Below are 18,974 nucleotides of genomic sequence, written 5' to 3' on the forward strand. Positions count from 1 at the left end.
GCCGCGTGGCCGACACTGACATCCTCCACGACGAGACCGTGCCGGCCCGCGCGCCGTGGATGCACGATGTCGCCAAGGGGCAGACGCTGAAGATCGTCGACCTGGAGGGGAACCAGGCGGTCGACTTCCTTCTCTACAGCAGCGCCGACGATGCCGAGCGGTACAGCGCGCAGGATACGATCGCGGCCCAGGGCAACATCTTCCTGCACACCGGTGCCGTGCTGCTGTCGAACGAGGGCAATCCGATGATGCGGATCGTCGCCTCCACCGTCGACTATCACGACACGATCGGCGGCGCCTGCTCGTGCGAGTCCAACACCCTGCGCTATGGCCACCATACCAGGTCGCAGCATTCCTGCGTCGACAATTTCCTCGACGCGAACAGCCGCGCCGGCCGCAACAAGCGCGACATGGTCTCGAACATCAATTGGTTCATGAACGTGCCTGTCGAGGCAGACGGCGCTCTCGGCATCGTCGACGGCATTTCGGCGCCGGGGCTGTCGGTGACGCTGGAGGCGCTGATGGACGTCACCGTCGTGGTTTCGAATTGTCCGCAGATCAACAATCCGTGCAACGGCTTCAATCCGACTCCGGTTCGCATGATCGTTCGCGCATGATGGACGCGGGCGCGATCGCGGACGCGGTCCACTCCGGCGAGCAGAGCGCCCGAGCGACGGCGCAGACCGCACTGGACGCGATCGACGCCTACCACACCGTTCAGGACACGGTGTGGATCGAGCGCCTTTCGTCCACGGCGGTGCTCGAGATCGCGGATCGGACAGACGCACGGGTGGCGGCGGGCGAGCACCTGCCGCTTGCCGGGGTGCCGTTTGCCATCAAGGACAATGTCGATCTCGCCGGGCTGCCGACGACGGCTGGTTGTCCCGCGTTCGCCTACACACCGGCGCGGTCGGCGGTTGTCGTGGAGCGGCTGCTTGCGGCGGGGGCAATCCCGATGGGGAAGACCAACCTCGACCAGTTCGCCACCGGGTTGAACGGCACGCGCAGCCCGTACGGTGCCCCCGCCTGCGTCCGCAACCGTGCGTTCGTCAGCGGCGGCTCTTCGTCGGGATCGGCGGTGGCGGTCGCGGCGGGACTGGTCGCGTTCGCGCTTGGCACCGACACGGCTGGATCGGGCCGCGTGCCCGCCGCGATCAACGGCCTTGTCGGGCTGAAGCCGACCCGCGGACGCTGGAGCAGCAGCGGACTGGTGCCCGCGTGCCGCTCGCTGGATTGCATCAGCGTGTTCACCAACACCATTGCCGATGCGGCGCTGATCGATCGCGTCGTCGGCGGCTTCGACGGCGAAGACGCCTATTCACGTCCGCTCGAGGATCTGCCGCGCGCCGGACAGCGGATTGGCGTTCCGCTGCCGCACCAGCGGGTGTTCCTGGGCGATGAGGCGTCCGCACATCTCTACGCCCGCTCGCTCGACGCGTTGGCTGCCACTGGCGCCGACATCGTACCGCTCGACATCGGTTTCCTGAACGAGGCCGCGCAGCTGCTCTACGGCGGTCCCTGGCTCGCCGAGCGGACCGCCGCGCTCGGCCCGCTGCTCGATTCCGACCCTGCCGCCATCGATCCCGTGGTCCGCGAGATCGTCGCTGCCGGGCAGGGCATCCGCGCGGTGGAACTGTTCCACGGCGAGTATCGCCGCAAGGCACTCGAGCGGCAGGCTACGGCGATGTGGGAATCGATCGACCTGCTCGCGCTCCCCACCGCGCCATGCGTGTATCGCATTGCCGAGATGCGGCAGGAGCCGATCCGGCTCAACAGCGCGCTGGGCACCTACACCAATTTCGTCAACCTGCTCGACATGAGCGCGCTTGCGCTGCCCGCCGGCTGTCGATCGAACGGCACCGGCTTCGGGATCACCCTGATCGGGCCGGCGCATGCCGATCGCGCACTGCTGGCGGCGGGCGAAGCCTATCTCGCGGCGGCCGCACTGGCCGCGCCCCCTCCGCTCGACCTGGGAGACACCATGGACACGATCAAGCTCTGCGTCGTCGGCGCGCATCTGGAGGGCATGCCGCTGCATTGGCAGCTGACGTCGCGCAACGCCACGCTTGTCGAGAAGACCCACACCGCGCCGACCTACCGGCTCTATGCAATGGCGAATTCCACGCCCCCCAAGCCGGCCCTGGCGCACGCCGAAGATGGGCAAGAGATCGAGGTCGAGGTCTATGCGCTCGACGTCGCGGCGTTCGGCAGCTTCGTTGCGGACGTGCCCCCGCCGCTCGCCATCGGTACGGTGACCCTGGCGTCGGGCGAGCCGGTCAAGGGCTTCGTCGCGGAGCCCCGCGCCCTTGCGGGCGCGGAGGACATCACGGCGCTCGGCGGCTGGCGCGCCTACATCGCGCGCGGCTGATCGGGCTGCTGCAGCGGACCTGGCGCCGTCAGGTCCGCGCAGTTGCCGGGCGCCGGCGCGCCGTTCATCACCTTGTCGACGAAGGCGGGCGAGTCCGCGAGCGAGCGCAGTACCGCGGAGCCGTGGGTCGCGCCGGGATAGTAATGGAACTCGACGCGGGTCCCTGCCGCGCACATCGCCGAGACAAAATTATACTGCTTGGCGGGCTGTGCCTCGCTGTCGGCCAGCCCCATGCCGATGAATACGGGCGTGGTGATCCGCGTGTCGGGGAAGCGTGTCGACGCGAATACCCGCCGCTCCAGCGCATCGATCGGCCGCTTGTAGAACTTGGCATAAGGCAGCCGGATCTCGGCGGCATAGCTGCGCAATCCGCTCATGCAGCTGCTCTGCGCCTTTTGAGCCATCGCCTGGCCGGCATCGGAGATATAGTCCTCGGGCCGGATCGCGCCGGGATCCATCGACCGCGCGGTGCCGAGGAACCACAGGATCTCATAGGCCGTGTTTCCGTAATCGGCCGCGTTGGCGTAGAGCGTCGGCACCGCCGCCTGGGGCGCCTTGCCGGGATTGGCCGTTTCGGCGACGATGCCGGTCGCCACCGTGCCCCTGATCTTGAGCTCAGGTGCGTAGCGGGGCGCCAGGTACGCCGCCGCGATCGCTCCTTCGGAGCCCTGCGACTGACCCATGGTGAGGATCTTGTCACGCGAGAGTTCGGGGTAGGCGCGGATCGCCGCGCGGATGCCGTCGAGGATGTCGATGCCCTCCGCCTCATAGTGAAGATACGGGTGTACGCCCGGGGTCCCAAGGCCCTGATAGTCGGTCGCGACGATCGCATAGCCGGCGTCCAGCCAATGTCTGAAATACGTTGCATCGCGTTCCGAGCGGGGCAGCGAGGAGGGGGCGCAGACATCGGCGATGCCGGTGGTACCATGCGCCCAGGCGATCAGCGGCCAGCCTCCCTTCGGCGGCGTACCCTTGGGAAAGAAGACGACACCCGATACGGGGATCCGGCGGCTCGGCTCGCGCCAGTCGCTGGAGCTGTAGAGAATTCGCTCCGCGCGGCCCGCTGCGGGGATCGAGACCGTGGCCGGCGCCGGCTCGGACCTGAGTATCCGGCCCGGCCGACCGGTCACCGGTTTGGTCCAGTGATAGAAGGGCGGCAGCCCGCCATCGCCTGCCCAACGATCGCTTTGCGCCTGCACCGGCACGGAGGCGAGCGGGAGGGCGCTCGCCGCGACGGCGGCAACGTGCCGTTTGAAGTGTGAAAGCATGTCCATCATCCTTCGGTTCTCGCTGCTGTCGCCGGCAGCATGGCTGGGTAGGGGGGCGTTCCCTGACCGACGCCCGGGGCGGGTGATTCGCGCGCCCGGGTGGCTTGCTCCGGCGCAGAAAGACGCTTGTTCGAGGCTCAAGCACGGGCGGCCAATGATTTTCAGCGCCCGTGTTGATGGCGATTGCAACTGCTGCCCAGACGCCAAGGCGCGAGCGGACCCTGTCGCATGCCGGGGCCCTGCCTGTTTTTTAGCCTGTGCCTCGCCACGTTAGTTCCTGCACTTGCTGTACGACGGCGCACCGTTGCCCGGATTTCGAGCAGGCTGCGCTGCAATGTTGAGCAAGACCTGGCGTTCTGCGGCCAACACAGGATGGGTCCTGATTGGGTCTTTCACTCTCTCCAGATATGCTGCGATGCGAAACTTTATAAGTTTTTCGCTTGCCCAGAAGCGTCAATCTCATGACATTCAAGGCGATCTCTGTGGGGGAGGGAAATAACGCGATGCAAAATTTTGGTTGCCGGGAGGGTCAACTATGGAGTTGGGCGTAAAGCGGTTCACCGGCCGCGTCAGCGACAACGACCTGCGGCTGCTCCGGACCTTCTGCACGGTGGTGCGCCATGGCGGCTTCGTGGCGGCAGAATCGGAATTGCAGATCGGGCTGCCGTCGATCAGCCGCTACATCAAGGATCTGGAGATCCGCCTCGGCATGCGCCTGTGCGATCGCGGCCGGCGCGGCTTCACGCTGACCAACGAGGGACGTCAGGTTCACGACGCCTGCGCGCGCCTGTTCAACAATCTGGACGAGTTCGCGCAGCAGGTACGCGACATCCACGCCAATCCCGCCGGAGCGGTGCGCATCGGCATGGTCGACACACTGATCAGCGAGCCGCATTTCAGCCTGTCCGGCGCGATCCGCGATTACAAGGCAACGTTCCCCAATATCCACTTCAGCCTGGCGACGATGACCACCAACGTCATCGAACAGGAAGTGATCAACGGCAATCTCGACCTGGGGATCATCTTCGAGCGCCGGCACATGGAGCAGCTCTCCTACCATGTGCTGTTCGAGGAGTTCAGCTACCTTTATTGTTCGGTTGCCCATCCACTTTGGCGCGACCATGCAGGCCGGATCGATGATGTCGATCTGTCCGCGTACGAGTTCGCCGGGTTTCCTATGGCGCACATGATGGAGAAGATGGGCGTGAGCGGCCTGCTGCATCGCACCGCCACCGCGACCAGCATGGAGTCGATCGCGATGCTGATCGACTCCGATGCCTACCTCGGCTTCCTGCCCGAACAATATGTTCAGTCGCTGCATTGCGCCGATCGCTTCCGGGTTATCGCGCCGGAGAAGTTCAGCGTAGGCAGCCGCATCTCGGCAATCACACGCTCGGGCCTGGTGCCGCCGCTCGCGGGATCGTTCATCGAGCGCCTGTTGCCCGACCGCCAGCACCACGGCATCCCCGCACGCGTATCGGCCTGAACCGCCGAACGTGCCAAGCGACGCAAGTTTGGTTTCCGATCACTCTATGGATCGTGGTGGCCCGACATGGGGTCATGCGGCCATGACCATTTCCTCGCTGACGCCGCCAGCCGCCACCCTGCCGGAAGCCCCCCGCACCGAAAGCCGCAAGGCCTGGGGGATCCTTGCCATACTTACTCTGGTCTACAGCTTCAGCTGGATGGATCGGTTCCTGCTCATCATCTCGCTCGATCCGATCAGCCGCGATCTCCACGTATCCAACACTGAAATCGGCCTGCTCACCGGCTTCGGTGCGTCGTTGCTGTATTCGCTTGCCGGCTTTCCGATAGCGCGGCTCGCCGACCGCAACTCGCGGATCGGCGTTATCTCAACCGCTCTTGCGGCTTGGAGCACGCTCACCGCGGCAATCGGCCTCGTCGCATCGTTCGTGACGCTGGCGGCGTGCCGGTTCGGCATCGCGATCGCATCCGCAGGTTGTTCGCCTGCGGTCTATTCGCTGATCGCCGACATCTTCCCCGCGCGCCGTCGGGGCACGGCGATCGCGATCTACTCGCTAGGCATTTCGATCGGCACCTGGGCGGGGCTGACATTGGGAGGCTATGCGGCGGACTCTCTTGGATGGCGTCGCGCCTTTGTGGTGCTTGGGTTGCCGGGGTTCTGCTTGGCAGCCATCCTGTTCTTTCTCGTCCGCGAGCCGTCGCGCGGCACACTCGAAGACGTCGCTGGCGAGGATCAGCGCAACTATTCGCTTGGAGAGGCAGTCCGGTATGTGATGGGGCAGCCCGCGTTTGCAGCCATCGTGATCGGCTTCGGGCTCGTGTCTCTGGCAACCTCGGCATTCGAGAACTGGGTGCCTACCTACCTGATCCGTGCTTATGGCCTGAGTGCTACGGAGGTGGGATCCGTCAGCGGCCTGGCCCAGGGATTTACCGCAATCGTCGGCGCCTTGATCTTCGGAATCCTTTCCGATCGCCTCGCCCGGCGCAATTCCTCGTGGTACATTTGGGTTCCGCTGATTTGCACGGTTGCGGCGACGCCTCTGATCGTGTTGTTCTTCATCGTGTCGAAGAGCGCAGCGTATGTGTGCTACTTCCTGATCGAGTTCTGCATCTCGGGCTATTCGGCGCCGCTGTTCGCGGCGAGCCAGATGCTGCTCCCGCCGCGGCTCCGCGCGGTCGGTATGGCTACTGTCCTGTTCATGCTCAATGTGCTCGGCACCGGGCTCGGCACTTTCCTTACTGGCTGGGCCAGCGACTTGATCGGCGGCGCCGGCCCTGCCGGCGGCCTTTCCGTCGCGATCATCGCCATGCAAGTATTGGGACTACTCGGCATGGCGGCGCTCGCCTATGCCGCAAGAGTCTTCCGGCCCTCCTGAGGATTCCGATCCCGTGAGCAGCGCTCGAGGTGCCGCGCGGCGACAGCAGTTCCTGAGCATCAGCACTCCGGTAGCAGTAGGTCGGCTTGCGCCAGTTCATGCCGAGGAGCTCGAGCTGAATGAACGTCTGGAGTTGGCGCGGCGAAATCGTGGCCCGAATGGCGAATGCGGGTCCTCGCTACACTGAACGGAGCGCAGGCATCAGCTGGAATACCTCTTCCAAGTGAAGCCGACCCGGCTTTCGGCCCAACTCCGCAGGCGTGCCTGAACTCCTGTGCCTTCTTGCAAGGCCGCTGTTAGCGGATGTACGCGCGGCTCAGAGGAGTTCAGTGACGATGACGCTCGTGGACAATGTGCTAGCTGGAGGCTGCCACTGCGGTGCGGTCCGTTTCGAGGCAACGCTTGTTGACGGCTTCGACACAATCCGACGCTGCACCTGCTCCTACTGCCGCATGCGCGGCGCTGTGGTCGTTTCGGCGGCAATGGGCGGGGTCAGCATCGTCGAGGGTAGGGACACTCTGACGAGCTATCACTTCGGCACGCGAACGGCGGAGCACTTCTTCTGCTCCCGATGCGGCATCTACACGCACCATCAGCGCCGATCCGACCCAAATCAGTATGGCGTCAATGTTGCCTGTCTGGACGGAGTAAGTCCGTTCGACTTCGCAGAAGTGCCGGTTGTCGACGGCGTGAACCATCCTAGCGATGTCGGTGGCGCGGCACGTCTCGCGGGCATTCTCCGCTTCACGCCCGCAGATTAAGCGCTCCGCGACGAGCGTCGGCTTGGGAGTGGACGCCTCGTCTGGTCCGCTTTTGCTGCCCCGTTAGAGATGTCCGGCATGTCCCTTCCGATCACCTTCGTCGTGCTTGTGGCAGCGGTGCTGCACGCGAGCTGGAATGCGCTCCTGCGCGCCGGCTCGGATCGGCTGTGGTCGATGACGGTTATGTGTGCCGCCATCGGCATAGCCTGTGCGGTGCTAGCCCCGTTCGTACCACTTCCACTATGGGCGAGCTGGCCATACGCCATCCTCTCGGCCGTCATCCATGTCGGCTACAGCTTGTTCCTGGTTCGAACGTATCGGACCGGGGATCTGGGACAGACCTATCCTATCTCGCGAGGATCCTCGCCCGTGCTGGTGACGCTGGGCGCGGCCATGTTCGCGGGCGAGCTGCCCGGAACCGCCGCCCTTGTCGGGGTGGCACTAGTATCAGGTGGTATTGTCTCGCTCGCCTTCCAGGGTCGCGGGGTCGGGAGGGCAGGGTTGCTGAGTGCGCTTGGGACAGGGTGCCTGATCGGCGCGTACAGCGTGACGGATGGCATTGGCGGCCGGCTCTCTGGCTCGCCGGTCGGCTACACGGTGTGGATGTGCCTGCTCTGGGGCGCTATGATACCGCCGGTGTACCTGGCACTCCGGGGCCGGCGCGACCTGCTGCGCAGCCCGCGCGAGATGCTGATATCAGCAGGCGGCGGTCTCGTGTCGCTCGTCGCGTACGGCATCGTCATCGTCGCCATGTCGCTAGGCCCAATGGGGCCGGTCTCCGCCCTCCGCGAGACGAGCGTAGTGTTCGCGGCGGGTAACCGTCCGGTGAGCCGCGTGTTGTCCAAACGGGCGTAGCCATCGATGTCTGGACCTGTGGTGGTCTCCTTCTGGAGTCCAGAAGGAGGTCAGGAGATGGGGCGGATGGAGGTCATCACCCGGACGGAGCGCCGGCGGACATACAACGAGGCGGAAAAGGCGGCGGTGGTCGCGGAGGCTTCGGTGCCGGGCGTGACGGTGCGCGAGGTGTCGCGGCGGCTCGGTATCGCGGAGAGCCTCATCTACAACTGGCGGTCGACGCAGCGGAAGGCGGCGAGCATCGCCAGCGAGCCGTTGCAGTTCATCCCCTATGGCCTGGTGACGGACGTCGTTCCGTCTGAGCCGAGCGTGGCGCTTACGACGGCAACGCCTGCACCTGCGCCGGCCAAGCCGTTGCCACCTGCCGCAACGACGGAAGATTTGGTCCGCCCGCATCCGGGGTCACGACCGGGCGGCATCGACATCGATCTGCCGACCGGTGTGCGCCTGTCGGTCGACAGCTACGTCAACGAGAAGGCGCTCGCCCACGTGCTGCGGGCGCTGGGACATGCGTCGTGATAGCGCTGGCGCCGGGCACCAAGGTCTATCTCGCCTGTAAGCCGGTCAGCATGCAGAAGGGCTTCGACGGGCTGACCGCGCTTGCCAGCCAGATGCTCGGCGCTGACCCGTATTCGGGTCACCTGTTCCTGTTCCGGGGCAAGCGCGGCGACTATCTCAAGGCGCTGTACTGGGACGGCTCGGGCATGTGCCTGTTTGCCAAGCGGCTGGAGAAGGGTCGGTTCGTCTGGCCGCCACTGGTCGACGGCGGCATCGTGCTAAGCCCCGCGCAGCTGGCGCTGCTCATCGAGGGCATAGACTGGCGGCGCACCGTGGCGCCGGCTCCGGTAGCCGCGCCGACGCTCGTCTGAACGACGCTTTTGCGTCCTTTTCGCTTGGCCTGAGTCGGGCCGGTGGTAGGATGGGCCATGTCGCTGGCGACGGTCGATCTCCCCTCCGACCCGGACGAGCTGCGCGCCTTTGCACAGGCGTTGCAGGCCCAGCACGCAGCCACTGCCGCGGAACTGGCCAGCACCGCTGCCGAGCTTCGCGCGGCCAAGGCAACTATCCAGCTGACCGCGCTGGAGATCGAGAAGCTCAAGGTCCAGCTGGCACGGCTCCGCCGCATGCAGTTCGGCCAGTCGTCCGAGCGGCTCTCCCGCGAGATCGAGCAGCTGGAGCTGCGGCTCGAAGAGCTGGAGACGGTTGAGGCCGAGGCGACCAGCGCGTCCGCCGACGCGGGCGTGCCGCCACCCGTGCGCGAGAAGCGCCGCCCCAAGCGCCTGCCGCTGCCCGACCACCTGCCGCGCCACGAGGTCGTCCACGCCGCCCCGCATGCGGACGGCTGCGGCGCGTGCGGCGGGACCATGTCGGCGCTGGGCGAGGACGTGACCGAGGTGCTGGAATATGTACCCGGCCGCTTTCAGGTCGTTCGCCACGTCCGCCCCAAGCTCGCCTGCCAGCGCTGCGACGCCATCACCCAAGCGCCGGCCCCAGCACTGCCCGTCCCACGCGGCAAGGCAGGTCCCGGCCTGCTCGCGCACGTGCTGGTGTCCAAGTACGCCGACCACCTCCCGCTCTACCGTCAGGCGGAGATCTACGCCCGAGAGGGCGTCGACCTCGACCGCTCGACCATGGCGGACTGGGTTGGCCAGGTCAGCTGGCTGCTCCAGCCGCTGGTCGACCACATCCGCGTCCACGTGTTCGCGGCCGACAAGATCCACACCGACGACACACCGGTGCCCGTTCTGGCGCCGGGCACCGGCAAGACGAAGACCGGCAGGCTCTGGGTCTATGCCCGCGACGACCGGGGCTGGCAGGGCATCGGTCCACCGGCAGCTGCCTATTTCTACACGCCCGACCGCAAAGGTGAGCGAGCGCGCGCGCACCTCGCTGACTTCAGCGGCTTCCTGCAAGCCGACGGCTATGCGGGCTACGACCAGCTGTATGATGGACGCCGACAACCCGGCCCATCCTCGAGGTGGCGTGCTGGGCGCATGTCCGCCGCAAGATCTACGACGTGTGGAAGGCGACGGGTTCGACCACAGCGCGCACCGGCGTGAGCATGATCGACCTGATGTACGAGGCAGAGGAACTCGGGCGCGGGCTGCCGCTGGAGGACCGGCTCGAACGGCGCCAAGTCGTCAGGGTGGGCGTGGACGGCTTCTTCAACTGGGCCGAGGACACCAGGCGCCGCATCTCGGGCAAGGGCGCGCTCGCCGACGCCATCCGCTATGCCGTGAAGCGGCGCGAGGCGCTGACCCGCTTCTGCGACGACGCGCGGCTCGAGGCGGACAACAACCGCGCCGAGAATTGTCTCCGCCCCGTCGCGCTCGGCCGCAAGAACTACCTCTTCGCCGGTTCCGACAAGGGCGGCGAGCGGGCAGCGGCGATCTACACGCTTATCCAGACCGCCCGGCTCAACTTCGTCGACCCGCAAGCCTGGCTGTGTGACGTGCTCACCCGCATTGCCGACGGGCACCCGGTCAACCGCATCGGCGAACTCGCGCCATGGCTCTTTCATCGGGGTGGTTGTCGTCAGTAGCGTTACTTTTGACCAAGGAGAACTGTACCGTGCTCGCTATCGCCGCTGCGCTGTTGAGCGCCACCGCGCCAAGCTGTGCCTCCGTGCCGGGTGCAGATCGCCTGTGGCAACCAGAGACTTGGTGGGTCATTGTGGGCGAAATGCACGGGACGAACGAGTCACCTGATGCCTTCGCCAATCTGGTTTGCCTAGCGAGTGCAACAGGCCGCCCGGTGACTGTTGCTGTAGAACATACTTCCGATGACCAGGCCGCCATCAATGCCTTTCTGGCATCCGACGGGTCACCGTCCGCCCAAGCTGCGCTGTTGAAGCTGTCGTTGTTCAAATCCGAGTTCCACGACGGACGCGGCAGCGTCGCCTTTATGCGCCTGTTCGACCGATTGCGTGTGTTAAAGCAAGCAGGACGCATTGACGGTGTAATCGCTTCGGACGTTGGCCGTGCGACTCCCGAGGGTCAGGATCGCAATGCGGCAATGGCACAAACGTGGACAAAGATTGCAGCTCCCGACGATGCAATCATCTTGGCCTACGTCGGCAACTTGCATGCCATGCGAAAACCGATCGCCTTCGGCCACCGCATCATTGTTCCCGCGGGCGCGATGATGCCGGTCAAGCGAACCATGACCATCAATGTTGATGGCAATGGCGGCAAGGCTTGGAACTGCCAGGATGATGGGTGCCGCCCCCACGACAATGGCTATACGCGTCAGGTCGCACCCGGCATCAAATATTCCGTTGCTGCCGACAGGCAGTGGGACGCAATCTATGAACTCGGGGCGCCGACGACCGCAGCACTGCCGGCGAATGGCGCGAGTGCCACAACCGCGCTCAGCAATTAGGTGGCAACGGTTTTATGTCGGGAGGGCTGCTTTTTAACGCAACGGTTCAGCCCGGACGCATACGCCAAGACCGCTGTCAGCATCATAAGCGCCATCACGAGTTGCGCCGTGTATGTCTTCATCAATGTCGTCACGGGCAGCATCGTCGCCAACGGCCTGTTGCTTGCGGATAACTGTGTCATGCGGAGACTCCTTGGAGCCCGACAATCGCTGAACACTGCAACAGACGGTCGCGACGATTGTAACGCTATGTGTCGGTCGCAGCCGGGCGAGAGGGGGCGTCGGGAAGTCGGCGCAGTCGAAGGCTGGCGCGTAAGCCGCCCTCGCGGCGGTTCTCCAACTCCAGAGAGCCTCCGAACCGGTGCGCAAGCGCCTGGACGATCGACAGACCTAGTCCAACACCGCCCGTGTGACGAGCGCGCGATGTCTCCAGCCGTCGAAATGGCTTGGGCAGACTTGCCAGATGCTCGTCAGGGACACCCGCCCAGAGTCTTCGATATTCACGACCAGTTCCTCGCCGCGGGGGGGGGGTAGTGTCACCCGCGCGACGTTACCGCCGTATCGGAGCGCATTATCGATGAGGTTCTCGATCATCCGCTGAAGCGCGACCGCCGTTATCAGCCCTTGGCACTTCTCGGGCGCGGATTCAAGGGCGTGAAGCGGATGCTCACCAACATCCTGTGAAATCGTATTCTCATTATAGAAGAGGCCATGCGCGGTTTGCGGGACGCTGACGATCATGTGACCCGCGCTTCACCTGTGCTCTGCAAAGATCAGCGCTTCGGGATCGACAACATTCGACGCGTCGACTGGAGGGCGCTCTCGAACGGATCATGCGTCCGGACGATTTTCGCCATGACGCTTGCGCCTAGCCACTGGTTGTAAAGCGCCGCCGCGACATCCGCGGCGGGGTCCTCGATGTGCAACGAGCCATCAGCGACGCCCACTTCGAGAGCTGCCGTAAGGCGCGACACGATACCGGCGGTCCCAACCTTGAGGGCAAGGCGCATCGGCTCCGACAGATCCGCGACCTCCGCGCCAAGCTTCACCGCCAGGCAACGCCCCTGACAATCAGAGGCCCCTTGGTTCTCCCGCCAGTTGGCGAAATACAGCATCAAGCGCTCCGCGGCAGTAAGCCCCGGCTTGCCGAAAATCTGTTCCATCTCGGCCAGATAGTCGTCGAAATAGGTCGCGAGCATGGCTTCGCCGAAGGCGTCCTTCGAAGGGAAAAAATGGTAGAATGATCCCTTGGGAACACCGGCTGACGAGAGAATCTCGTTGAGACCGACGCCGGAGAAGCCTTTGCGGCTCATGATCGACTGACCCGAGGTGAGGATTGCGGAACGCGTATCGTGTATCGGTCGAGCTGGTGCCATATTAGAAGTTTAGGATCATATAGACCGGTCGTCTAGTGGCGCGCCGTACTTTTTAATGCGCGCGTTAGGTGCTCAGTCAGGGTAGCAGCAGCGAAGCTCGCCAACCGGAAGGAAAAAGTGCGACCTCGTACTAGACGACCGGTCTAGCAAGTGCTACATCCCTTTCATCGGTTGATTGGCGAGGCCTTGATTCGAGCAAGTCTCTGGCACTTCCTCGCGCCAGCTAGAGCCGACCGGTCTACTCGAATGCGGTGATAGAGGCCGCGATATGGAGATGAATATGAAGGTTCTGATGGTTCTAACGTCGCATGACAGGCTCGGCGACACGGGTCGCAAGACCGGCTTCTGGCTGGAAGAGCTGGCGGCCCCCTATTACGCGTTCAAGGACGCGGGCGCTGACATTACGCTCGCCTCTCCGCAGGGCGGCCGCCCGCCGCTCGATCCGAAGAGCAACGAGCCTGATTTCCAGACTGACGAGACCCGCCGCTTCGAGGCAGATGCGGCCGCGATGAAGCATCTCGGCGAAACCGTCCTTCTGGCGCAGGTGTCGTCCGGCGATTTCGATACGGTGTTCTATCCCGGCGGCCACGGTCCTCTGTGGGATCTGGCCGAGGACAAAACGTCGATCGCGCTGATCGAAAGCTTCATCGGCGCCGACAAGCCTGCGGCGTTCGTTTGCCACGCGCCTGGCGCCCTGCGCCATGTGAAGGGTGCCGACGGTCGCCCGTTGGTCGACGGCAAGCGCGTGACAGGCTTTACCAACACCGAGGAAGAGGGTGTCGGCCTCACCGAAGTCGTGCCTTTCCTTGTCGAGGACGAGCTGAAGGCCAAGGGCGGCATCTTCTCGCGCGGCCCGGATTGGGGATCGTATGTCGTGCAGGACGGACTGCTGATCACCGGCCAGAACCCGGGATCTTCTGCCGCGACCGCGCGGGCACTGCTGGACGCCGTGCGGGTAGCCGCGTGACAGCGTACGTCGTCCTTGTTCGCGAACGGACGACCGATCCCGATGCGCTAGTGCGTTATCGGGATCGGGCGCCGCTTGCGCGGGAGAAGCATCCCCTCGAGCCGATCGCCTTTTATGGGCCGCACGAGATTCTGGAAGGTGACGAGGTTGAGGGGGTCGCGATCCTGAGCTTCCCATCGATGGCGGCGGCACGGGCGTGGTATCTCAGTCCCGAGTATCAGGCGGCGCTATCCCACCGGAAGCAGGGTAGCGTTTCGCGCGTCATACTCGTCTCCGGCGCAGACGAACCTGACACGATGGATGGCGCATAGTCGCGGCAGAATAGCAGGGCTGTTGCGCTGGCTCCGGCGGGCCCTGACCTCGCAGCCGCTCTACGCAATAGAGATCGAAGCGTTGTTGATGACAATCGATGCGATACGCATCGGAGTATCGGTGACTGTTCGCTCGCGCCCGACCTGATCCGCCGCGCAGCCCTGCTGCGGGCTGCTGGCGGTCGGTCCACCTCAATGCACTGCCCTCACGCGACGACGGTGACGCGCGTGCTGACGGATCAGGGCAGAACACGGGAACTACAGATGAAAGACGGCCTCCTTCTGACCTCCGCCCGGCTGGGACGGCACACTCTGCGGAATCGCATCGTTCTTCCTCCGCTTACGCGGCAACGGGCGGCGCAGCCTGGCAACGTGCCCACCGAGCTGATGGCGCGCTATTACGCGCAGCGAGCAAGCGCAGGGTTCATGGTGACCGAAGGCGCGCAAGTCGAACCCCGAGGTCAGGGTTACGCCTGGACGCCAGGTATCTACAGCAAGGCTCAAGCCATCGGCTGGCGCAAGGTGACCGATGCCGTTCATGCGCGGGGCGGCGTCATCTTCGCGCAGCTCTGGCATGTAGGCCGTGTTTCGCACACGGCACTCCAGCCAGACGGCGGCGCGCCGGTCGCCCCATCACCCGTGCCCGCTCAGGGCGTCAAGGCATTCATCGAGACGGCCCCTGGAGTCGGCACTTTGGTCGAACCGTCCGCCCCGCGCGCGCTTGCCATAAGCGAGATCTGCGAGTTGGTCGGCGCCTATGCCAGGTCGGCGCGTCTCGCCATCGACGCCGGTTTCGACGGGGTCGAGATCCATGCCGCCAACGGCTACCTCGTCAACCAGTTTATCTCGGTGCATGCCAATCAGCGGGATGACGAGTATGGCGGGACGCTGGAAAACCGCCTGCGCTTCCTGGCCGAAATCGTCGCCGCGGTATCCGCCGAGGTCGGGCCGGATCGATTGGGAGTGCGGCTCACACCGCTCTTCGAAACGACCGATCAGGATCGCGTCTATATCGGCCTCGTCGAGGCCGATCCGGACGAGACCTACATCGCGGCGATCAATCTTCTTGAAGCTGCGGGCATCGCCTATGTGTCCATCGCCGAGGCAGACTGGGACAATGCGCCGGATCTACCGCTAACGTTCCGGACGGCGGTGCGATCGGCGTTCACCGGCCGGATCATCTATGCCGGTCGCTACACGGCGGTGCGTGCAGAGGCCTTGCTGGCTACAGGCCTCGCGGACTTGGTCGCATTCGGCCGCCCCTACATCGCCAATCCAGATATGGTCGAGCGGATCGCAAACGGTTGGCCGCTCAATCCGCTGAGGCCCGAGACCATCTACGGCGGGGGCGAGGAAGGCCTCATCGACTACCCGACTTATGGCGCGAGCCCGACCGATCCGACAGCGCGGCGAGCCGCTTCTTTGCTGGCTTCGCACGTGGCCGGCTGACGCATCAACCAGACACAAACGGACGGAACAGGACACATGACTGAAGGTATCGAGGGAAAGGTGGTGCTGATCACCGGGGGTAGCACGGGGATCGGTGCGGAGGCGGCGCGGCTGCTGGCGTCGCGCGGCGCCAAGGTCGCGATCGCGGCGCGACGCAAGGACCGGCTCGAGGAAGTGGCCGCCGAGATTGCATCGAGAGGCGGAGCCGCAACTGCCTATGCGCTGGACGTCACGCGCAAGCAAGATGTCGAGGGGGCGGTCGCCGCCGTCGTCGCCGATCTGGGGCGGGTCGATGTGCTGGTAAACAATGCCGGCTTGATGCCCATCCGACCAATGTCGGAGGTCAACACCGATGAGTGGGACGCCATGATCGACGTCAACCTCAAGGGCACGCTCTACGGGATCGCGGCCGTGCTTCCACGCTTCCTGGCACAAGGTGGCGGACACATCATCAATCTCAGCTCGGTCGCCGGCATCAAGGTCTTTGCGCCGGGCGGCACGGTCTACTCGGGAACCAAGTTTGCTGTCAGCGCGATCTCGGAAGGGTTGCGGCAAGAGGTCGGCGACAAAGTAAGGGTGACGTCGATCGAGCCGGGAGCTGTCGAAAGCGACCTGAAATACGGGACGACAGGGATGGCAGCCGACACCGTGATGGACTTTTACAGGCAGGCGATCCCGGCGAGCGCCGTCGCACGCGCTATCGCGTTCGCCATCGAGCAACCGGCTGAAGTCGATGTCAATGCCATCGTTATCCGGCCAACCAGCCAGCAGTTCTGATCAGGCCCGACCGCGGGCGCCGACACCGCTTCGCTGTCGAGGCACACCGAAAGTGAAACCATGCAAATTTCGATTTCCGAAACGCTGAAAGCCGATGGCTGGATGCGGCAGACCAATGCGATCGGAGGTGTCTGGCGCGGCTCCGCGGAGGGTGCGACCCTCGAGGTCACGGACCCCGCATCCGGCGACGTGATCGGCTCGATTGCCTGGAGCACGGACCTGGAGCATGACATAAGATGGACGCACAGGACCATAACCGGTTTTTGCTGCGCTGCGAGAGATGACATGATAGAACGTCGCATGTCTGACACGATGGAGCGGTGGATGGGAATGCGACGGCGTACGGTCATCGGAGGGGCGGTAGCGGTGGCCGCTACCATGTCGGCTGGCGGGCTTGCCGCCACCCCCAGAAAGCGGGTGGGGGTCGTTGGTGGCGGCATTATCGGGGCCTCGGTCGCGTTCCAGCTCGCCCGAGCCGGTGCCGACGTATTCCTGTTCGAGAAGGAGCGCCCGGCCGCAGGCGCGACGCAGGCGTCGGTCGCCTGGATCAATCCGGTGGTGAACGACGCTACCTACATGCGCCTTCGCCTGGAAAGCATGGCGGCGTGGCTCGAGGACGATCGTGTCCTCGGGTTGCAGGCGGTCTGGGGTGGTTCGGTAAGCTGGGCCTATGCGGACAAGGAGAAGGCGCTTCGCGCCAAGGCCGAGGTGCTTCAGGGCACCGACGACCCGCCGCGCACCCTTTCGGCCGGACAGATCCGGCAGACGTGCCCGGGTGTGAACCCCGGCGACGGCGTGGCGTTCGCGTTCCAGTCGCACAAGGACGGGCACGTCGATCCCGTCCACGCGACCGAACGCTATCTGGCTGCCGCAGCCGCCGCGGGCGCGAAAATCCTCTATCCATGCGAGGTCACGAAGATCCTCCTGACTGGGAGCCGAGTGACGGGAGTCCGGACCAGCAAGGGAGACTTCCCGCTCGACATGCTGGTCAGCGCGACGGGGACCGACACCCCCCACATCATGGCGATGGCGGGGAAGCAGTTGCAGCTTGCCCACAAGCCCGGCCTCGTCATCCACACCGACGCCCAGCCGGTCGTCACCGACAAGGTATTCGAGGCATCGAGCCTCATCGAGTTCAAGCAATATGCGGACGGCCGCTTCCTCACGAGCTTCACCGGCGGCCCGCCCGATCTTCCCGTGCATGCCGAAGTGCTCAAGCGGCAGATGCAGCATCCCAGCGAGGAGCTCCGGCAGTTCCACGGCCAGATGCTGATCGCCCGCACGGCCGAATACATCCCGGCGATCGGAAACGCCCAGCCCGTGAAGATCCTGGTCGGTTTCCGGCCCTATCCGCTCGACAATCGCCCGATATGCGGCCCGGTGCCGGGGGTGGAGGGCCTCTATACCATCGTGACCCATAGCGGGATCACCCTCGCGCCCATTCTCGGCAGATATGCCGCGCAGGAGATCGCGACCGGCAGGCAGGCGCCGTCGCTCGCTCCCTACCGGCCGAGCCGTTACATCGCGGCGTGAGCGTTCGGACCGGTGCCTGCCGCGCGGTTTCGCTGCGGCTGGCGCCGGTCCCGCCGATCGCGCGCGCCGATCGAATCCCATCGGAAAGCTCGGACGTGAATTTCCGCCAGCTCGAGATCTATCGTGCGCTCATGATCGGCGGTTCCGCTTCGCGGGCGGCCGATCTGCTGGGCATCAGCCAACCGGCGGTCAGTCGCGCGGTCGCCGACCTCGAGCACCGCGTCGGCTTTCCCCTGTTCGACCGGATCAAGGGACGGCTGATCCCGACTCCCGAAGGAGAGCTGTTCTTCAAGGACGTCCACAGCTCCTTCCTCGGTCTGGACCATCTGCGCGCCTCGGCGGCGCGTATTCGCGACTTCGGGTCGGGCAACCTCAAGATCGCCAGCCTGGCGGCGCTCGGTTCGACGGTTGTCCCTCGCGCGGTGCGCCGCTTCCGCGATGCCAATCCGAAGGTCAGCCTGACGCTTCAGATCCTATCGTCGGCGGGCGTTCGCGACCATGTCGTCAACAAGGGCTTCGATATCGGGCTCGCCGCCGACGAGGTCGATCTCTCCGGCGTCGACCATAGCATCCTCTACAGCGTGCGGGCGGTCTGCGTCCTCCCGCCGGACCATCCGCTCGCCAGTCGAGCCGTGATCCGTCCAGAGGACTTGCATGACATTCCGTTCCTGGCGCTGGCGCCGGAGGACCGCGCCCGAATGCGCATCAACGAGGGCTTCGATGCTGCAGGGGTAGAACCGCACGTCATCATGGAAACGCCTGCGTCGCTGACGATCTGCGCGCTCGCGCTGCAGGGGGTGGGCGTGGGGCTGGTTAATCCCGTCGCGACCGACGGTTTCGAGCAGCGCGGCCTGGTCATCCGACCGTACGAACCACCCGTCTACTTCAAGGCGTACATGTTGTTCCGTCCCGACGCGCAACGCGCCCAGCTCGTGCGGGAGTTCGCTGCCGCCTTGAACGATACGCTTCGCGCCGGCCGCTCCTGAGGTTGCGGCGAGGCTACGACTGCGCGGTTCGGCCGAACCGGGCCCCATCGTGACTTGGCTCGGGTCGACCGGGCGCTCGCA

General features: G+C 65.0%; 20 protein-coding genes. 16 read left to right on the forward strand and 4 right to left on the reverse strand.

Annotated features, from left to right (window positions below):
* Positions 1-5: 5 nt before the first annotated feature.
* Together LK533_RS16800 and atzF are read left to right on the forward strand one after the other, a co-directional pair.
* Complete coding sequence (locus LK533_RS16800; protein ID WP_324255329.1) at positions 6-617, forward strand: urea amidolyase associated protein UAAP2; 612 nt, start codon at positions 6-8, stop codon at positions 615-617.
* Positions 614-2,368 (forward strand): allophanate hydrolase, encoded by a 1,755-nt coding sequence (gene atzF, locus LK533_RS16805; protein ID WP_229364223.1) that lies wholly within the window; start codon positions 614-616, stop codon positions 2,366-2,368. The genes LK533_RS16800 and atzF overlap by 4 nt, the downstream gene beginning before the upstream one ends.
* Here atzF and LK533_RS16810 read toward each other — a convergent pair.
* Complete coding sequence (locus LK533_RS16810; protein WP_229364224.1) at positions 2,350-3,636, reverse strand: lipase family protein; 1,287 nt, start codon at positions 3,634-3,636, stop codon at positions 2,350-2,352. The two genes, atzF and LK533_RS16810, sit on opposite strands and share 19 nt — an antisense overlap.
* 535 nt (positions 3,637-4,171) lie before the next feature.
* Here LK533_RS16810 and LK533_RS16815 point away from each other — a divergent pair.
* The 8 genes from LK533_RS16815 to LK533_RS16850 all read left to right on the forward strand — a co-directional run bounded on the left by LK533_RS16815 (position 4,172) and on the right by LK533_RS16850 (position 11,494).
* On the forward strand, positions 4,172-5,122 hold the full coding sequence (locus LK533_RS16815) for a LysR family transcriptional regulator (protein WP_229364225.1): 951 nt from the start codon (positions 4,172-4,174) through the stop codon (positions 5,120-5,122).
* 82 nt (positions 5,123-5,204) lie between these two features.
* Entirely contained in the window at positions 5,205-6,497 is a 1,293-nt protein-coding gene (locus tag LK533_RS16820) for a spinster family MFS transporter (RefSeq protein ID WP_229364226.1), read from the forward strand.
* A 335-nt stretch (positions 6,498-6,832) separates the two neighbouring features.
* Complete coding sequence (locus LK533_RS16825) at positions 6,833-7,258, forward strand: GFA family protein (protein ID WP_229364227.1); 426 nt, start codon at positions 6,833-6,835, stop codon at positions 7,256-7,258.
* A 78-nt stretch (positions 7,259-7,336) separates the two neighbouring features.
* Complete coding sequence (locus LK533_RS16830; protein WP_229364228.1) at positions 7,337-8,113, forward strand: DMT family transporter; 777 nt, start codon at positions 7,337-7,339, stop codon at positions 8,111-8,113.
* A 57-nt stretch (positions 8,114-8,170) separates the two neighbouring features.
* On the forward strand, positions 8,171-8,632 hold the full coding sequence (gene tnpA / locus LK533_RS16835) for an IS66-like element accessory protein TnpA (protein WP_229364229.1): 462 nt from the start codon (positions 8,171-8,173) through the stop codon (positions 8,630-8,632).
* Positions 8,629-8,982 (forward strand): IS66 family insertion sequence element accessory protein TnpB, encoded by a 354-nt coding sequence (tnpB, locus tag LK533_RS16840; protein ID WP_229364230.1) that lies wholly within the window; start codon positions 8,629-8,631, stop codon positions 8,980-8,982. The genes tnpA and tnpB overlap by 4 nt, the downstream gene beginning before the upstream one ends.
* Positions 8,983-9,039: 57 nt before the next feature.
* A protein-coding gene (gene tnpC / locus LK533_RS16845) for an IS66 family transposase (RefSeq protein ID WP_420705878.1) occupies positions 9,040-10,655 on the forward strand; the annotation gives its coding sequence in 2 pieces (ribosomal slippage) (positions 9,040-10,084 and positions 10,084-10,655; 1,617 coding nt in all).
* A gap of 8 nt (positions 10,656-10,663) precedes the next feature.
* Positions 10,664-11,494, forward strand: coding sequence for a hypothetical protein (locus tag LK533_RS16850; protein ID WP_229364232.1), 831 nt, complete (start codon positions 10,664-10,666; stop codon positions 11,492-11,494).
* Between the two features lie 247 nt (positions 11,495-11,741).
* Here LK533_RS16850 and LK533_RS18090 read toward each other — a convergent pair whose 3' ends face one another.
* Genes LK533_RS18090 through LK533_RS16860 form a run of 3 tightly spaced genes read right to left on the reverse strand, consistent with a single transcriptional unit; the run spans position 11,742 to position 12,870 of the window.
* Positions 11,742-11,957: an ATP-binding protein gene (locus LK533_RS18090; RefSeq protein WP_420705880.1), complete on the reverse strand. Its 216-nt coding sequence runs from the start codon at positions 11,955-11,957 to the stop codon at positions 11,742-11,744.
* The gene (locus LK533_RS16855) at positions 11,885-12,235 is read right to left on the reverse strand and encodes an ATP-binding protein (RefSeq protein ID WP_229364233.1); all 351 of its coding nucleotides are present in this window, start codon (positions 12,233-12,235) and stop codon (positions 11,885-11,887) included. The genes LK533_RS18090 and LK533_RS16855 overlap by 73 nt, the downstream gene beginning before the upstream one ends.
* A gap of 32 nt (positions 12,236-12,267) precedes the next feature.
* Positions 12,268-12,870, reverse strand: coding sequence for a TetR/AcrR family transcriptional regulator (locus tag LK533_RS16860; RefSeq protein WP_267495493.1), 603 nt, complete (start codon positions 12,868-12,870; stop codon positions 12,268-12,270).
* 280 nt (positions 12,871-13,150) lie between these two features.
* Here LK533_RS16860 and LK533_RS16865 point away from each other — a divergent pair, with 280 nt between their 5' ends.
* The 6 genes from LK533_RS16865 to LK533_RS16890 all read left to right on the forward strand — a co-directional run bounded on the left by LK533_RS16865 (position 13,151) and on the right by LK533_RS16890 (position 18,893).
* Positions 13,151-13,837 (forward strand): type 1 glutamine amidotransferase domain-containing protein, encoded by a 687-nt coding sequence (locus tag LK533_RS16865; RefSeq protein ID WP_229364235.1) that lies wholly within the window; start codon positions 13,151-13,153, stop codon positions 13,835-13,837.
* The gene (locus LK533_RS17885) at positions 13,834-14,148 is read left to right on the forward strand and encodes a DUF1330 domain-containing protein (protein ID WP_324255330.1); all 315 of its coding nucleotides are present in this window, start codon (positions 13,834-13,836) and stop codon (positions 14,146-14,148) included. Before LK533_RS16865 ends, LK533_RS17885 begins: the two co-directional genes overlap by 4 nt.
* 264 nt (positions 14,149-14,412) lie before the next feature.
* Entirely contained in the window at positions 14,413-15,597 is a 1,185-nt protein-coding gene (locus tag LK533_RS16875; protein WP_229364236.1) for an alkene reductase, read from the forward strand.
* A gap of 36 nt (positions 15,598-15,633) precedes the next feature.
* On the forward strand, positions 15,634-16,374 hold the full coding sequence (locus LK533_RS16880; RefSeq protein ID WP_229364237.1) for an SDR family oxidoreductase: 741 nt from the start codon (positions 15,634-15,636) through the stop codon (positions 16,372-16,374).
* 300 nt (positions 16,375-16,674) lie between these two features.
* A complete protein-coding gene (locus LK533_RS16885) occupies positions 16,675-17,907 on the forward strand; it encodes an NAD(P)/FAD-dependent oxidoreductase (protein ID WP_229364238.1) in 1,233 nt (410 codons plus the stop codon).
* Positions 17,904-18,893: a LysR substrate-binding domain-containing protein gene (locus LK533_RS16890; protein ID WP_229364239.1), complete on the forward strand. Its 990-nt coding sequence runs from the start codon at positions 17,904-17,906 to the stop codon at positions 18,891-18,893. The genes LK533_RS16885 and LK533_RS16890 overlap by 4 nt, the downstream gene beginning before the upstream one ends.
* The last annotated feature ends 81 nt before the right edge of the window (positions 18,894-18,974 follow it).

The organism is Sphingomonas sp. PL-96 (assembly GCF_020707215.1).
In the GTDB taxonomy this organism is placed as follows: domain Bacteria; phylum Pseudomonadota; class Alphaproteobacteria; order Sphingomonadales; family Sphingomonadaceae; genus Sphingomonas.

What these genes read in the sequence shown, in the direction of transcription:
- atzF (WP_229364223.1), top strand. Translation starts at nt 614, where the DNA reads ATGATGGACGCGGGCGCGATCGCGGACGCGGTCCACTCCGGCGAGCAG.
- LK533_RS16810 (WP_229364224.1), bottom strand. Translation starts at nt 3,636, where the DNA reads ATGCTTTCACACTTCAAACGGCACGTTGCCGCCGTCGCGGCGAGCGCC.
- LK533_RS16815 (WP_229364225.1), top strand. Translation starts at nt 4,172, where the DNA reads ATGGAGTTGGGCGTAAAGCGGTTCACCGGCCGCGTCAGCGACAACGAC.
- LK533_RS16820 (WP_229364226.1), top strand. Translation starts at nt 5,205, where the DNA reads ATGACCATTTCCTCGCTGACGCCGCCAGCCGCCACCCTGCCGGAAGCC.
- LK533_RS16825 (WP_229364227.1), top strand. Translation starts at nt 6,833, where the DNA reads ATGACGCTCGTGGACAATGTGCTAGCTGGAGGCTGCCACTGCGGTGCG.
- LK533_RS16830 (WP_229364228.1), top strand. Translation starts at nt 7,337, where the DNA reads ATGTCCCTTCCGATCACCTTCGTCGTGCTTGTGGCAGCGGTGCTGCAC.
- tnpA (WP_229364229.1), top strand. Translation starts at nt 8,171, where the DNA reads ATGGGGCGGATGGAGGTCATCACCCGGACGGAGCGCCGGCGGACATAC.
- LK533_RS16855 (WP_229364233.1), bottom strand. Translation starts at nt 12,235, where the DNA reads ATGATCGTCAGCGTCCCGCAAACCGCGCATGGCCTCTTCTATAATGAG.
- LK533_RS16860 (WP_267495493.1), bottom strand. Translation starts at nt 12,870, where the DNA reads ATGGCACCAGCTCGACCGATACACGATACGCGTTCCGCAATCCTCACC.
- LK533_RS16865 (WP_229364235.1), top strand. Translation starts at nt 13,151, where the DNA reads ATGAAGGTTCTGATGGTTCTAACGTCGCATGACAGGCTCGGCGACACG.
- LK533_RS16875 (WP_229364236.1), top strand. Translation starts at nt 14,413, where the DNA reads ATGAAAGACGGCCTCCTTCTGACCTCCGCCCGGCTGGGACGGCACACT.
- LK533_RS16880 (WP_229364237.1), top strand. Translation starts at nt 15,634, where the DNA reads ATGACTGAAGGTATCGAGGGAAAGGTGGTGCTGATCACCGGGGGTAGC.
- LK533_RS16885 (WP_229364238.1), top strand. Translation starts at nt 16,675, where the DNA reads ATGTCTGACACGATGGAGCGGTGGATGGGAATGCGACGGCGTACGGTC.